Raw genomic sequence first — 15,717 nt, forward strand, 5'->3', positions numbered from 1 at the left:
GAGGCCGGCTGTCAGCGACCTAACGCACGTTCGAGGGCAAGGGCTCCGCGACGTCGCGCATATCTTCGCTTTCCCGGATTGAGAGGTCGGGGTCGAGGCAGAGGATTTCCTCGAACTCGTTGACGCTGTCGATCTCGGTGCCCATGGCGATGTTGGTGACGCGCTCCAGGATGAATTCAAGCACGACAGGAACCTGATGTTCGGCCATCAGTTCGTGGGCTCTGGCGAAAGCCGCCTTGAATTCATTTGCGGATTTGACGCGGAGGCCTTTGCAGCCGAGTCCTTCGGCAACGGCCACATGGTCTACGCCGTAGCCGGGTACGGCGTCGCCATCCGGCTTGGCGTTGATGTTTTCGAAGGCGAGGCTGACTTCGAAATCCATCTGGAAGGCCCGCTGGGCCTGCCGGATCAGGCCGAGATAGGAATTGTTCACGACAATATGCAGGAAGGGCAGCTTGTGCTGTGCCCCTACCGCCAGTTCCTCGATCATGAACTGGAAATCGTAGTCGCCGGAGAGCGCCACGATCTTCTTGTCGGGGTCGGCGGCGCGGACGCCGAGCGCGGCGGGCAGGGTCCAGCCCAGCGGCCCGGCCTGGCCGGAATTAATCCAGTTGCGCGGATTGTAGACGTGCAGGAATTGCGCGCCGGCGATCTGGGACAGGCCGATGGTCGTGACGTAGCAGGTATCGCGGTCCAGGATGTCGTTCATTTCCTGGTAGACCCGCTGGGGTTTCAGCGGCACCTGATCGAAATGGCTCTGGCGGAGCATGCTGTTCTTGCGGTGCAGGCATTGTCCGGCCCAGACGGAGCGGTCCCTGAGCGAACCATCCGCCTGCATCTCGCGGGCGACCTCGATGAACAGTTCCAGTGCGGCGCGGGCGTCGGAGACAATGCCGAAATCCGGCCCGAACACCCGGCCGATCTGCGTCGGCTCGATGTCGACATGCACGAAGGTCCGGCCTTTCGTATAGACCTCGACGGAGCCGGTATGGCGATTGGCCCACCGGTTGCCGATGCCGAGCACGAAATCTGATTTCAGGAAGGTGGCGTTACCGTAGCGGTGGCTGGTCTGCAGGCCGACCATGCCGGCCATCAGCGCGTGGTCGTCGGGGATCGCTCCCCAACCCATCAGGGTCGGGATGACCGGTACGCCGGTGAGTTCGGCGAAGGTGACGAGAAGATCGCTGGCGTCGGCGCTGATGATGCCGCCGCCGGCGACGATCAGCGGCCGCTGCGATGCGTTGAGCATCTCGATGGCGCGCCGGGCCTGCTGCCGTGACGCGGCGGGTTTGTAGATCGGCAGCGGCTGGTAGGTCTCGATATCGAACTCGATTTCGGCCATCTGAACGTCGATGGGCAGGTCGATCAGAACCGGGCCGGGACGACCCGAGCGCATCACATGAAAAGCCTGTTGGAAGACCATCGGGACCAGCGCCGGCTCGCGCACGCAGACCGCCCATTTTGCGACCGGCTTCGCGATGGATTCGATGTCGATCGCCTGGAAATCTTCCTTGTAGAGCCTCGCGCGGGGGGCCTGGCCCGTGACGCACAAAATGGGTACGGAATCGGCGGCCGCGGCGTAAATCCCCGTGATCATGTCGGTGCCGGCGGGGCCCGACGTGCCGATACAGACGCCGATATTGCCGGGCCTGGCGCGGGTGTAGCCATCCGCCATGTGCGAGGCGCCCTCGACATGGCGTGCCAGAATATGACGGATCGTGCCGCGCCTGCGCAACGCGGCATAGAATGGGTTGATCGCGGCACCGGGCACGCCAAAGGCGGTTGAAATACCTTCCCGTTCCAGAACGAGGACAGCGGCGTCGACTGCGGTCATCTTGGGCACGTTACTCTCCCCGGCGTTTCGTTGTTGAACGCACTATGACAGGCAGGATTTTTTTGTGGGATGATTTCCGTAGTGCGGGAAATAAGAAAATAATCGTTTTAATATAATATGTTACATGATTCCGATAAGGTAAAATAAGGCTCTTTTGGTAGGGAAATGGAATTTTTTCCATATCGTGGGATAGAAGGCTCGCGTATCAATCATTTCAGGATGTTGAACGGTACCGATTATGTCGGACGGGGAGGACGTCATGCCGCAACGCACAGTCAGGAAGCGGGCTGCCCAACCGGGCCGGAACGCCGTGGCCTCACGCGGGAACGGCGATCAGGTTCAATCGCTGATTCGTGCGTTGGGGCTGCTGAACCGGATCGCGGAAGCGCCCGATGGTGCTTCCCTTACCGATCTCGCACAGCAGGTTGGGCTACCTACTTCGACCGCGCATCGTTTGCTGACCACGCTGGAGCAGGAACGGTATGTGCGTTTCAATCATGAGCAGCGTCTGTGGACGGTTGGTGTCCAGGCGTTCGTAACGGGGTGTACCTTCACGAAAACGCGCAGCCTGGTCGCGGTGGCCAGGCCGCATATGCGCCATCTGATGGAGGAGGGAGGTGAAACCGTTAATCTCGCCATCGTGGACGAGGGGCAGGCGGTTTATCTGGCGCAGATCGAATGCAGCCAGATGATGCGGGTTTTCGCGCGGCCGGGAACCCGGGTACCGTTGCACTGCTCGGGCGTGGGAAAGGCTATACTCTCGGCAACGTCCGACAAGTCCTTGTCCAGAATTCTGCATCAGCACGGGATGCCGCGCCTGACCGTCAAGACGATCACAGCGCCTCTCCCTTTGCGCGAGGAACTCGAACGCGTGCGGGCCGTGGGGTATGCCGTCGACGACGAAGAGCATGCGGTAGGTCTGCGGTGCATTGCCGCGCCGATTTTTGACGAAACAGGCGATGTCGTCGCCGCCGTTTCCGCCTCCGGACCCATGGCCCGCATCGTCGAGGAAAGGATCGCACCGCTTGGTGGGCTTGTGCTTGATGCCGCGCGGGCCATCTCGGCGGACATGGGAGCGACATTGCGCTGAACTGTCGTGCGTCATGGGGGGGCGTGGCAGCCTGCTCCCCTCATGACGTGCATCATGCTGCCGAAACAGCCTTTGTAAAGTTGGGCGGTGGGGCAGGGTATTTCGCGGTCGAACCTGCCAGACCCTCCTTCCAGACCCTGCTTACTGTCCGGACGGTCGGAAGGCGCGGAGCCGATGGCCGTCCGGGTCTGTGATCAGGACATTGCGCCCGAAGCCCATATCCGTCGGGGGCTGGATGATCCTGTATCCGCGTTCGGCCCAGAGTGCATGGAGCGTATCGGGATCATCTGTCGTGAGGGTGATTTCACCATCCCGGCCCGGCGGTGTGACGGCATCCCGTTGCCAAAGCCCCAGATTGGCCCCGCCGGGCAGCGGGAAGAGGACGAAGCCGGGGGATTGCCGGACCGGTGCGACCCCGAGCAGTGCATGATAGAAGCGCGCACTGGTCGTGGGGTCATCAACGTAGAGAATGGTGGACGCTGAGCGAAACATGAGCCGGTCTCCCGATTGTTGGAACGGCTGTTGCCTATCAGGCGCCTGTGACAGTTTCCGTCAGTAGGGCGTGTCGATCCCCGTGAGCGCGCGCCATTCGGCGAGCAGGATGCGCCGCCGTCTCGGATAACGCTCGCGGCCTGGGGTGACGGCCACGATGCGGTCAAGACGGAAATGCCGGAAATCGGCGCGCTTCTCGCACCATGCGGCCAGCACCTCGGCGGCTTCGAAGAAACCGATCGCAACGGGCCAGATCAGGCGTTCGGTCGTGTGCTCCTTCTTGTCCGTGTATCGCAGGTGCAATTTCGTCTCGTCGCGGATTGCCTGCCGGATGACCGCGAGGCAAGGCATCTCGTTCCGGCCGGCCGGTCCGGCGAGCATGCCGCTGGTTTCGACTTCTTCCCCGTGCGTATCGGGCAGGACAGCGGAAATCTTGGCGAGTACATCGGCCGCCGCATGTTCCAGAGTATCATCGCCCCGCTGGCGTACAAGGCGCAGGCCCAGAATCAATGCGTCCAGTTCGTCCCCGGTGAAGCGCAAGGGAGGCAGCAGGTAACCGGGCCGGAGCACGTAGCCGATGCCGGCCTCCCCTTCGATCGCGGCACCCTGCGCGGTCAATGTCGCGATGTCCCGATAGACCGTGCGCACGGAGACACCCAGTTCGCCTGCGAGCGTGCCGGCCGTGACAGGATGACGGCGGCGGCGCAGGGCCTGAAGCAGGTCGAGCAGGCGGCTGGCGCGGGACAGGACGGTTTTCTCTCTGTGATGGTGGGCCGCCTGCCGCACGCTTGCTTCAGATGACGTGCTGTTCTTAGGCTGTCGGCTCGGCAAACGATAGGGAATGCTGAGGATATGATGAACGCGCGACGTGTGGGGTTTGCGGTTCTTTCGTCTTGCGCCGGGCTATTCGTCGCAGGTGTTCTGTCCGCTTCCGTGGTTCAAGCCGCGTCGGTACGGTCGTCCCAATGCCCGGTTTCGCAGCTCTCGCTCGGCTTCGATGACGAAGGGGGAGCATTCAACGGCATGTCGCAGAGCGGTACGCTGCTGGTGCTGCGGAATATCGGTCGCACGCCGTGCCGGGTGCGGGCGCTACCGCGCCTGCATTTCGAGGATGCCGATGGTCGCGCAGTGGACGCGGTGCGCCGTGCGCCGCCTGGGATGCATCCTGGACCGGTCCTGTCATCGGTTCAGGTAATGCCCGGCGTGGCACTGACGGCGCGGCTGCATTGGGTCTCGGGTGACGTTTATGACGGTCACCACTGCATCTCGCCGGCCACTGCGGTGATTGACCTGCCTGGGGGCACGTTGCGGCAGTCCTTCGGGCGGCATATGTGCGCCCCGGCCGGTTCCGCGCGGTTCTTCGATCAGGCGCCGCTGCGGCCTGATACAGCACCTCCAGCGCCATAGGCCACAGGCCCTGTAGGCCGGACGCGGATCTTTGCCGCAAGCGCGGTGGCTCAGGGCTGGGTTGCCCTGCGGGATTTGAAAGGGCGATGGAGAAATGGCGCCGGGGCGTTGTTCGCGAAGTTATACGGACGAACAATGCCTCGGCGGCAGGTGGGGCCGCGATTGATCGCGCCCCGAGGTGGGATTGCCGGAGACGATCGTTTCAGGCTCCGCCGGCCTGAAACGATCGGGTGGGTGTTCCGGCGTTTCCGATCGTGATCAGTGCGAGAGGGCAGCCAGCCACGGGGTCAGGTCCGCCTGGGCGCGGGCCGCGATGGCGGCGTTGGCCGCGATCAGATCGGTGGCCTTGTGGGCCTCGATCCTGGCACCAGTCGATTCCGTGGCGGAGGTGTCGGCAGCCAGTGCTTTCGCGACGTCGGGATTGATCGAGTACGACGCGATGGCCGGCAGCAGGGCGGATTGCGACCAGGGAGCCAGACGTGCGCGGATCTGCTTCTGTGTCTGCGGATCCTGCACCAGCGACCAGACAAGATCGGGATTGTCGCTGGCGCTGGCCACGCGGGCGAGCGAGTGGGCGACGCGGCCGTTGGGAATGACGCCGCTATAGGCGAGCTGCACGCTCTGGCGGATCAGCGCGGGATCATGCGCCCCGGCCATGGCGTTGAAGAAGCGCAGCTTGTCTTCGGTGCTGGTGGCCGCGTGCAGCTTCCGGGCCAGGATGGCGTAGGTCGCGGCATCGGCATGCCGGCCGACGACCGAGGTGACGGGGTCGACCAGGCTGGGCGGCAGGCTGGCGGGGTTCTTCACGTAGGCCGCGAAGCGCTCCTGCGCGCCGCTGACGACCGCCGGGTCGTCGAACTGGCCCAGAGCCGAGATCACCTGCGGACGCAGCAGGGTATCGAGGAAGGATTCATCCGCGCGCGGTGTCCAGCCCAGGCGTGCCAGTTGCGGCCCCAGCAGGGCGCGGGCGAAGGCGTGGAAGGCGGGCCGCGACGGGCTGCCGCGCTCCATGGCGTCCAGATCCCTCAGGCGGCCGATCGTGTCCTGCCAGACGGCGATATTGTCCTCGTGCGTGGCCGGCAGGGCGGCAACCAGATTCAGCCAGGTCGAGAGCGGCGCCAGGCCGGCCTGGAACAGGGCGTACTGGTCGCCCAGCAGGTTGGCACGATCCACGGGGCTCAACTGGCTGAAGGCCTTGCCGAGAGCCGCCAGCGACGAGGCGTCATAGGCGACGCGATAATAGCCGTTTTCGCCCGGATTGGCCTTCAGCGCCAGGTCGCAGCCGGCGAAGGTCAGATGCGCCGGCTGTTCGGACGTCAGGATCACGCGCTGCGCGGTGATGTCGGGACCCGCGACGGTAACGGGGATGTTCCAGCGTGCGGGCAGCGGATGGGCGTCGCCGATGGAAAAGCGGCCCTCGGTCAGTGTCAGGGTCGTCTTGCCGGCTTCGCAGCGACGGCTCACGGTGACCAGCGGGATGCCCGGCTGCTCGGTGAAGCTGCGCGCGACCGTCGCCACATCCTGGTGCGAGACCTGCGACAGGGCGGCCCACAGGTCGGCGCTGGTGGTGTTGCCGTAGGCGTGGGCCTTCATGTAGGCGCGCATGCCGTCACGGAACACATCGGGGCCCAGCCAGTCCTCGACCATGCGGATGACCTGCTCGCCCTTCTGGTAGCTGATCCGGTCGAAGGCGGTATTGGCCTCGCTGACGTCGTGGATCACCTGCTGGACCGGATGGGTGGTCGGATGGGCATCCTGCGCCATTGCCTGCTCGCGCTCGGAATGCTGGCGCGGCCACATCTGCCAGGTCGGGTTGAAATGGTCGGTGGCCTTGGTCTCCATCCAGGTGGCGAACCCTTCATTGAGCCAGATATTGTCCCACCAGCCCATCGTCACCAGGTCGCCCGACCATTGGTGGGCCATTTCATGCGCCACGACGATATAGACGGCTTCCTGGGTGGTCGGCGCGCTGGTCTTGGGGTCGAACAGCAGGTCGTCGTCGATGAAGGTGATGGCGCCCCAGTTTTCCATCGCACCGGCCTCGTAATTTCCGGGGATGGCGATCAGGTCCATCTTGGGCAGCGGATAGTCGACGCCGAAATATTCATTGTAATACGGCAGGATCTGCGACGCGGCGGTCAGGGCGTAGCGTCCTTTTTCCTGCTCGCCAGTGGGGGCGTAGACATTGATCGGCGTATTGCCGCCCTTGCCGCTGACGGCTTTCATGTCGCCGGCCACCAGGGCCAGCAGATAGGTGGACATGCGGGGCGTCGTGCCGAAGACGACCTGTTTGGCATGCGCGCCGGCCGGCGTGGACGATTCGATCGGCATGTTGCTGATGGCGGTGAAGTCGACGGGCAGGGTCGCCGTCAACTGGAACGTCGCCTTGAAGGCGGGCTCGTCCCAGCCGGGGAACATGCGGCGCGCATCCGCGACCTCGAACTGCGTCACCAGCATGCGGTGCTGCTTGCCGTTGGTGGTGCGGTAATCGTCGTAATAGATGCCGTTCGGCGTGGCGGGGATGGGGCCGCGATAGACGATCGCCAGCTTGTGCGCGCCCGTGGTCATGGGCTGCGGCAGGGTCAGCGTCGCGGTCTCGGCCTTGTCGTCCTGCGTGATTTTCGCCGGCGTGCCGTCAAGCGTTGCCGAAGTCAGCGTCAGACCCGCCTGGTTCAGCGTGATGCTGGCGGTGGAAGACGTGACGTTGACGTCGATGTCTTCATGTCCGGTCAGGGCGAGGCGCTTCAGGTCGGTGACGATATTGATCCGATACGCGCTGGGAACAACGTCTTTCGGCAATTGCCCGGGAGCGTGCGCGAAATCGAAGGGGGATTCGGCCAGCGCCGGCCCTGACAGCAGGGCGGTACCTGCCAGCAGAAATGCTGCGATGGTGGGGCGGGAAATCATGCGGACACTCCAGTTTGGGTGAATGACGGAATGGAATACTCGGGCGCGATTGTCTATCGGAGCCGTTGGCAACGCAAATCGTCCAGGCAACGGACAGGCTGGTTCCCGCAGGTGTCGGCCGCGACAGAAGGACTGCTGGAGCACCTGGCCACGCCTGTGTCCGTGATCTCCGGAGAGAGGGAGATCCTGTATCGGGACACAATACCGTGGGACGATGTCCGGAACGCATGGCGGGCAGGGCGTTGAGAAGAGAATAAAAAAAGGGCTGACCTTCTCATGAGAAAGTCAGCCCCCGTAAAAAGGGGAGGGCCTTCAGGCCATCCCCGAGCAGGTCATGGCGTCACAGTTTGACGTTCACGCCGAACTGGAACGAGCGATAGACAATCCCCTTCTGCGACCAGGAGGAGTTGTAGAGGTAGGAACCATAGGTGCCGAAATCGTACGGCGCGCGGAAGCCCAGAAGGTTGTAGACGTTCGCGTAGACCGACCAGCGCGGGCTGATCTGGTAATTCACGGTCAGGTCAACATCCCAATAGTTCTTGACGTGGCATTGTCCGGACGGAACCTGATTCCAGCCAGTGAGGGCACCGGTTGAGCAGGAGTTGGCACCGGGGCCGTTGGCATCTTCCGCGACGAGCTTGTAGCCGCTGGTGTAATACACCGTCGGTGTCACCGCGAGTTTGCGCCACATGAACGTGTTGGCCCAGTTGGCCTTCCAGCGCGGAGAGCCGGACGCCGAAGTGGTGTTGTATGGCCCGATCGTCCCGGCGAATTCTTCAACGCCGCCGCCATCGGGCAGTGCGATGGAGAAGCGGCGGACGTAGGTCATTTCGCCCTTGCTGTACCAGTTGATATCATGCAGCACGCCGGGCAGGCGGTGCGACGCGGTGAAGCCAAGCTGGACACCGTCCGTGCGCATCCAAGGCGCATTGACATAGCTGTAGTTGATCAATCCAGGCCGGGGCACTGCATTCGGAGCCGCCGGGTCAGCCGTATCCGGCGTAACCGTAATGCCGTCGGGAAGCGTTTCGCCGTTGATATAAGCCTGGGTGATCCCGCCGGCGTTCTGTCCTTCCGGGTTGCCCATGATGTAGTTGGACTTCTTGATGTAGTAGTAGTCGGCGCTCAACGTGATCCACGGCAGCGGCTTGATGACGGCGCCACCGCTGAAGTTCGTCGCGATTTCTGGCTTCAGGTTCGGGTTACCGATGGAGTTCAGGCCGACATAGTAGGGCTGGGTATAGGAACTGTTGTTGTGCTGCGCAGCCCAGTTGGCCGCCCAGGACTGATAGGCGCCGCTACTGTTGAAGAAGCTGTTGTTGATATAGCCGACAGTCTGGCCGCCCGTCTCAGAGAAGCTGGGGACGCGGAAGCCACGTGAGAACGTGCCGCGCAGGGCGAATTGGTCGACCGGCTTGAACACTACGTTAGCCTGGGGCGTGTAATGACGATATCCGACGCCGGTGCTGGTCGAGTAATTATCGTAGCGGCCGGCAAGATCGGCCTTCAGCATCTTGTGAAAAGGCAGTCCGAGTTCCCAGAAACCGGATTCAACCCAGCGGCTGCCCTGGGCATTCACGGGGTTGATCTGCCAGTACTGAGCGCCGGGGTCTGCTGCATTATAAGGGTTGCCGTTGGGAGCATACAGGGATTCCCACCGGATATTACCGCCGACCGCCACATTGACCATGCCGCCCGGGAGGCGGAACAGGCCTTTGCTGGCGGTCATTTCATAGGAGTATTCCTGCGTCCGGTCGTGGACGACCTCTTTGGGCGCAATCTCATTGCGGACGGCATCGGTGTTCTGCGACGGATCGACGAAATTGTAAGTTCCGTTGGCGACTGCTTCCCTGATCCCGTTGATCGTCGGATAGCCGGAATAGGTCTGTGCCAGCAGGGAGTTCATGCCGACGAAGTTGAAGTCGTAGTTCCAGTCCGAGCCCCAGTTCGATGCCGCCGTGCCATTATAGCGCATCGAGCCACGGAAATTCTGGCTGTACTGGGATTGCCTGGGGATGATATCGCCAAACTGATAGATCATGCTGGCGGCATTGCCCTGGGCGGCAAAGGGATCGTTTGGATTCAACTGACCATTGGGCAGCAGAGCCGGGATCAGTACGTTGTAGGAACTGGTCTGCTTGGATTGGGTCTGAGCCTGCAGATAGGCGGGATCATGACTGATGAAATCCGTCTGGGTCTGCGAATAGGTGAACATCGCCGTGAATTGCGAACGCGGCGTGACGTTGGCTGTGAAATGAGCCGTGGTATTGATGCGCTGGATCGACGGCGTGATCTGGCCGTACGCCTTGGTCTCATCCTGACTGCAGCCACTGAACGCGGAGCCGCCGCCGTAATAGTTGGACGATGCGCCAAGCGTTCCGCTCGAAGGAGCACCATATTTCCCGCAGGAAGCAGACGGGTTGAGCTGCTGATAAGCGCCGGCAACCTTGCCGTTGATCACGGGGGCGACCATAGCCACGGGGCTACCGTAGCTGGCGCTGGGATTGGAACTGTTGTTGTTGATCCAGTTCGTCCCCCCGATTCCGGTCAGATCGGAGGTGTTGTATGGATAGCCGACATCACGGTTATAGATGGCGTCGTCCTGCTGATATTCAGCGTTGACGTAAACATTGTAGCCGTCATTTGCCAGGTCGCCGTGCCCGTAGGTCGCGTACAGGCGCTGATGGCCTGCGTTTCCGCGCTGGCTCAGGCCGCCTTCGGCGTTTCCTTCGAAACCCTTGATTTCCTTGCGGGTGATGAAGTTGATCACGCCGCCGACCGCATCTGCGCCGTAGGTCGCCGACCCGCCGTCTTCCTTTACGTCGATCCGTTCCATGATCGACTGGGGCATCCAGTTGGTATCGACGAAATCACGCTGGCCGTCGTCGGCGAGCGGATAGTAGGACAGGCGCTGGCCATCCATCAGGATCAGCGTTGAATCGGACGTCAGGCCGTGCAGCGACGGCGCGGAAGCGCCGGCAGCAAACGCACCGTTGGCACCGAACGCATTGGTCAGATTGCCCGAACCGTTCGACGACAATTGCTGCAGGGCATCCGTCACCGTCTTGATGCCGCGCCGTTGCATATCGCGCGATGTCAGCTCTTCGATCGGAGCCGCGCTGGATGCGTTGGGATCGTGGAACAGGGTGCCCGTTACGATGACGTTCTCTGGCGCTGCCTCGGGGATCGTCGCGGAAGCCGCGTTCGCGAGGACCGTGGCATTGCGTGAGGACGACGGAGCCGTGGGGACTGCCGCGACCGGAACGACGGGCGCTGCGGCCGATGCCGGCTTTGCGACTCTGGCGGCTTTGGTCGTGCGGCTGTGGTGCTTGGGAAGAGTCTGTGTTGCCGGCTCCGCACTCTGGGCGAAGGCGGAAGAATACATCATTCCGCTCATGGCCGTGAAGGCAAAGAGAAGAACATTCTTTTGGCGCTGGGTTGTTCGTGCGGTCGTCGGCCTTATCTGGCGATCGCCCATGGATTTCTCCCGATATTGATGTGAGGCTTGATAAGCAAATGTCTTGGTCGGCATTCGGCGCCAAGGGCGATGCCATGAGTTCAGGGCAGAGATGTAGACAGGAAACCGGTTGGTTCCTGCCTCCCTCTCTGCTCGGCCGCGTTTCATCCCTTTATGGATTGTCGATAAGGGCGATGCGTTCGTAGAACTCCCTGAGCACGTGTCATGTGCCTGTTGCAGGCGCGTTGACAAAAACTACACATGATCGGGACGGTCCTGTCGACCGTTTGCGTAACAGATGTGACAGATTTCTTGCATTATGTTGCTGTCATGCAACAGGCGCGGTCAGATCGCCAGTTCATGGTGACATGTGGGCAGTTCGCCGGGAAATGGGCGGGTTAGGGCCGAGACTAGGGAGTCGTTGGGATTCGAAGGCGGATGTGAGGCGTGGTTTTGCCCGTCTCCGTCAGGACGAGGGCCGGTCAGAACGCCACTGTTAAAGAAGCCTGCAAGTTCCGGGTGGAGTGCGCTGTTGCGATGATGGCAGATGCATAGCCCGATGCGCAGATGATCGATCCGTCGGCATCCGTAACGGCGCTGGTCGTGTTATAACAGCTCTGCGTCATGGCCTGGAACTGGCCATTACCGTGGTATTTTCCGTTCTTTGAACGGAAAACGCAAATCGACCGCCATGTTTTATGGGAGGGTACGGACGGTCATGAAGGAGCCGGTCCGGTTTTCTGGCATTGGCGGCATCCGGGTTGGGACCGGATGCAGATGACGGCCGGCCGGTTACGCCGGGCCGGCCGTCTGGTCTGATCCGACCCGCATGCCCGGTTGGGAATGCGGATCGGACACTACGATGGATTAGAAGTGCGCCCCAATATTCAATTGGAAGGAGCGACCGAGAATTGCTTCGTAGTAGCGCGTCAGGCTGACCGTGCCGGGATATTTCGGCAGGGCATCGGTGATGTTGTTGATCATGAAGTTGGCGTCGATGTTCTTGGTGATCTTGTACCCGAACGTCGCGTTGAAGTAGGCGAACGCCGGCCGGTTGTTGGCCTCATAGGCCGTGGCCGGAACCTGCAATGCATAGACTGACTTGCCATAATAGACCGTCTGCCACTGGAAGGACAGCGGGCCACGATAGTAGTTCAGGTTCAGCGTCATCAGGTTGCTGGGATTCGAGGTGTCACCGGTCTTGTAATAGGTGCTGCCCAGATAGGTCTGGTTGTTCTTCACATAATGCGTGAAGTTTCCGCGGACTTCCACGGTGCCAGCATCCCTGGACAGGCCGAAGCGCGACAACGGCATGGCGTAGTCGAAATTGGCCTGGACCGCCTGCATGTGCTGGTTGGCGATGTTGTAATAGCCTTCGTTGAAGTTCGTGATCTGATGGGTTTCCGGATCACGGGTGAAGGCGTTGCAATAGGCATTGTTCGGGTAGCTGGACGAGTCATAGCACGCGTTCATCAGGTCTTCGACGGCGAGGTAGGTGATCTCGTTGCCGACCTTCACGTCCACGAACGAACCGGTCATGTCCAGGCCCGGGATGAAGCTCGGGCGGAATTCCAGCGTGCCGGTGAAGCTTTTCGATGTTTCGTTCTGAAGGTGGGTATTGCCACCGGTCCGGCCAGGAACCGTCCCGCTCACGATGTTGGAGACGAAGTCGGCGGGAACTCCGGCGCGGGCGCAGTTGGCGCTGCGAACGCCCGGGTTGGGGCCGGCATTGACGTAGGCGCCGTCGCAGGGATCGTCCGCGAATTCATAGGACGTGCTCTTGGGTGCGAACAGTTCGGTAACCGAGGGGTTGCGGACCGAGCGCGCATAGTTGCCCGACAGGCCGAAATCCTTCGTCGGCCACCAGGCACCACCGAACATGTAGGTCCAGTAGCTGCCGGTCATGCTGTTGTGGATGTAGCGGCCGTTGGCGGTCGCCGACAGGCTGTAGGCGCCGGTCATCTGCATGCTGGGCGAAATGAGCGGGACGTCCAGTTCGCCGAAGACTTCGTGCGTGCCGTAGGAGCCGGACGTACGCGGCAGCGCGGTCGAGTTGCCATATTGCTTATAGGTGCCGTCGGGCTGCTGTTCGCCGCTGAAGAAGGAACCGGGATTGAAGCTGTAGCCTTCACGACGGTGTTCGTAGCCCAGATCCCAGCGGACCTGGCCAGCCGGCAGACGGACGACCGTGCTGTGGATTTCCGCCTGAAGGTCGCGCTGCGCATTGGTATTCTTGTAGTGCGCGTCGGAAATGATGTAGTCGACTGCAGCCTGGCTGGACTGGCCGGTGCCGAACGGATTGAACGGCGCGCAGACCGAGCTGCGGGTCGCTGCCGACGAATTGACGTAACCGGGGGCACAGACGATGTTGCCGGCGGCGTCGGTCGTCGCGTTCAGCGCGTTGGCCAGGTTCTGGGTATTGATCGACGGCTGGAACGTGTCGTTCATATACTTGCTGTATTCGCCCTTGGCCGACCATTCGAAATGACGGCCGACCGCGTCGAAATCGCCGCTCAGGCCACCCTGGAAGCGGAACATCTGCAAGTCGGTGCGATACATGCCCTGATCCAGGTCCTGGTTCAGGCGCGACAGGTAGAACGTATCGGTCGGCTCTCCTGCGGCGGCCAGCGCGTTCTTGATCGTCGTCCGCTCGTCGGCCGTCAGGAACGGGTTGTCGGTGCTCATGGCAAAGCCGCCGTTGACGGTCGTGTAGTTCTGGTAGTTTGCTGCCGTCAGCGGGTTGGAATCAAAATACGGGGTGTTCCAGGTGCCCTGGCCGACCAGGCTCGATGCCTCGCCGCGCGCGTACCAGCCCTGCCATGTGGCATGCAGATGGTCGGTGATGTCGTAATGGCCCAGCGTCGTCAGGTTGAGCTGCGAGGACGGAGCGTAAAGCTGGCTGTAATTCTGTAGCGCGGTGCCGTTGCCGCCCGATGAGTTGAAGCCGCTCTTCGTTGCCCAGTTATAGGTCAGCGGCACCAGTGACTTGCCGTCCTGGCTGAACATCAGCGGCTGGCCTGCTGCATTGGCGATGCCGGCTTCGACCTGGCCGCCATAGATCGGCACATCGTCGGGTACAAGGCCCGGAACGCCGTTCGGCGACGCGATCAGATTGCGGACCTGCGGCGTCAGGACGCGGGAATAACCCGGGTTCGTGCCGATCGGGGCGTACTGATAGGTCGTCGCGTTGGCGCCGGTGATGTTGGGGCGGTCGCTGGCGAGCATGCCGCCCATATTGCGATATTCCACGTCGAAGACGGCGCCGCCGCGACCGTGGTCGAATTCATGCCCGAATTTGAAGGTGATTTTCTCGCCGGGGGCATCCAGCTTCTGGGTCCAGTTGCCCTGCGCAGTGAAATCGACGCCCGTGAAATGATCGTCGAGCTGATAGTTCACGACGCCGGCCACGGCGTCCGCGCCGTAGGTGGCGCCCGCGCCGCCCAGCCGGGTATCGACCTGCTTGATCAGCGAAGTCGGGATCGTGCTGACATCGACCTGCGAACCGGAGCCGTTGCCGTAAAGCGAGGCCGTCTCGCCGCCGACCATCCGCATGCCGTCGATCAGCGTCAGCGTGCGCTGGGAACCGAGGCCCAGCAGCGAGGAGAAGGACTGGCCGGCGGCCATCCCCTGCGTGCCGATCGGCGTCTGGTCACCGAGCGAGAATGCGGTATTTTCACGCAGCAGGGCGATGCCCATGTCGGTATAGCCGCGCGTGCGCAACTGCTCCGCGCTGACCGTCGAGCCGGCCATGACGTTGGTCAGGCGGCTTTGCGACAGGCGGGTGCCGGTCACGGTCACGGCTTCAGGCTCCGTCGAAGGCACCTGCAGCACCGATGACGTGGCCTGTGTCGAGACGGCAGCCGTGGCAGGAACTGTCGTTGCCGGAACCACCGTGGCCGGAGCCGTCGTAACGGTCGGGGCTGGCGTCGTGGCCTTCCTGGCGGTCTTCTTGCCCTTGGTGCTGTGCTTATGCGTCGCGTGGGTCGTGGGTTCGGCTGTTTGCGCGTAGGCATGAGCGTACATCATTCCGCTCATGGCCGTGAAGGCGAGCAGAAAGCTGTTCTTGCGACGGAAGGCGCGTGCGGTCGTCTGCTTTATCTGGCGATCGCCCATGAATTTCTCCAGAAGGGTTAACGTGAAAATCGGTAAGCGAGTGTCTCGACAAGTATTCGGCGCCAAAGGCCATGCCACATCGTCCGAACGGAGAATTTCCCAAAATCATAATGATTTCGATACGATTTCCAGTGATCGGCCACGTTTCATCCTGTTCCGGACTTCCGGAGATTGTGATGTCGCGTAGAACTCCTTTGACATGTGTAATTGCCCGGTTACGGCGCGTTAATAAAAGTTACACATGATCGTAACGGGCTTGTCGACTGCCTCCATGGCGCCTGTTACAGATTTCTTGCATTCTGTTGCCCATCTGCAACATGGGAGCCCTTCAATATTCGCAAGGGTCGTGTTCAACGGGGAAGAAATATTAGAAATTCGTAAATTCAATGAAATTGTTCGGTGGAATTAGCGAACAAT

The 15,717-nt window shown here is 61.8% G+C and carries 8 protein-coding genes; 2 read left to right on the plus strand and 6 right to left on the minus strand.

Annotated elements, in window-relative coordinates:
- Nucleotides 1-19 precede the first annotated feature (19 nt).
- Entirely contained in the window at nucleotides 20-1,834 is a 1,815-nt protein-coding gene (gcl, locus tag C7453_RS16225) for a glyoxylate carboligase (protein ID WP_220791284.1), read from the minus strand.
- 259 nt (nucleotides 1,835-2,093) lie between these two features.
- Between gcl and C7453_RS16230 the strand changes: the two genes are divergently transcribed.
- Nucleotides 2,094-2,924 (plus strand): IclR family transcriptional regulator domain-containing protein, encoded by an 831-nt coding sequence (locus tag C7453_RS16230; protein WP_170143258.1) that lies wholly within the window; start codon nucleotides 2,094-2,096, stop codon nucleotides 2,922-2,924.
- A 141-nt stretch (nucleotides 2,925-3,065) separates the two neighbouring features.
- On the opposite strand, the gene C7453_RS16235 is transcribed toward C7453_RS16230, so the two are convergent.
- Nucleotides 3,066-3,416 (minus strand): VOC family protein, encoded by a 351-nt coding sequence (locus C7453_RS16235; protein ID WP_114728917.1) that lies wholly within the window; start codon nucleotides 3,414-3,416, stop codon nucleotides 3,066-3,068.
- A 60-nt stretch (nucleotides 3,417-3,476) separates the two neighbouring features.
- Nucleotides 3,477-4,202, minus strand: a complete 726-nt coding sequence (locus C7453_RS16240; RefSeq protein WP_245949105.1) for a helix-turn-helix transcriptional regulator — start codon at nucleotides 4,200-4,202, stop codon at nucleotides 3,477-3,479.
- A gap of 147 nt (nucleotides 4,203-4,349) precedes the next feature.
- Here C7453_RS16240 and C7453_RS16245 point away from each other — a divergent pair, with 147 nt between their 5' ends.
- Nucleotides 4,350-4,823 (plus strand): DUF4232 domain-containing protein, encoded by a 474-nt coding sequence (locus C7453_RS16245; protein WP_170143259.1) that lies wholly within the window; start codon nucleotides 4,350-4,352, stop codon nucleotides 4,821-4,823.
- A gap of 258 nt (nucleotides 4,824-5,081) precedes the next feature.
- On the opposite strand, the gene C7453_RS16250 is transcribed toward C7453_RS16245, so the two are convergent.
- The 3 genes from C7453_RS16250 to C7453_RS16260 all read right to left on the minus strand — a co-directional run bounded on the left by C7453_RS16250 (nucleotide 5,082) and on the right by C7453_RS16260 (nucleotide 15,300).
- Nucleotides 5,082-7,730 carry a M1 family metallopeptidase gene (locus C7453_RS16250; RefSeq protein ID WP_114728921.1) on the minus strand — a complete coding sequence of 883 codons (2,649 nt, stop codon included), beginning with the start codon at nucleotides 7,728-7,730 and terminating at the stop codon, nucleotides 5,082-5,084.
- A 340-nt stretch (nucleotides 7,731-8,070) separates the two neighbouring features.
- Entirely contained in the window at nucleotides 8,071-11,208 is a 3,138-nt protein-coding gene (locus C7453_RS16255) for a TonB-dependent receptor plug domain-containing protein (protein WP_245949106.1), read from the minus strand.
- Between the two features lie 846 nt (nucleotides 11,209-12,054).
- Complete coding sequence (locus tag C7453_RS16260) at nucleotides 12,055-15,300, minus strand: TonB-dependent receptor domain-containing protein (RefSeq protein ID WP_211311089.1); 3,246 nt, start codon at nucleotides 15,298-15,300, stop codon at nucleotides 12,055-12,057.
- Nucleotides 15,301-15,717: the final 417 nt, after the last annotated feature.

It is taken from the genome of Gluconacetobacter liquefaciens (assembly GCF_003350405.1).
Lineage (GTDB): Bacteria > Pseudomonadota > Alphaproteobacteria > Acetobacterales > Acetobacteraceae > Gluconacetobacter > Gluconacetobacter liquefaciens.

Bases quoted from the DNA above. Each gene is read 5' to 3' on its own strand.
- gcl (WP_220791284.1), bottom strand. From the start codon at position 1,834: ATGACCGCAGTCGACGCCGCTGTCCTCGTTCTGGAACGGGAAGGTATT.
- C7453_RS16230 (WP_170143258.1), top strand. From the start codon at position 2,094: ATGCCGCAACGCACAGTCAGGAAGCGGGCTGCCCAACCGGGCCGGAAC.
- C7453_RS16235 (WP_114728917.1), bottom strand. From the start codon at position 3,416: ATGTTTCGCTCAGCGTCCACCATTCTCTACGTTGATGACCCCACGACC.
- C7453_RS16250 (WP_114728921.1), bottom strand. From the start codon at position 7,730: ATGATTTCCCGCCCCACCATCGCAGCATTTCTGCTGGCAGGTACCGCC.
- C7453_RS16255 (WP_245949106.1), bottom strand. From the start codon at position 11,208: ATGGGCGATCGCCAGATAAGGCCGACGACCGCACGAACAACCCAGCGC.
- C7453_RS16260 (WP_211311089.1), bottom strand. From the start codon at position 15,300: ATGGGCGATCGCCAGATAAAGCAGACGACCGCACGCGCCTTCCGTCGC.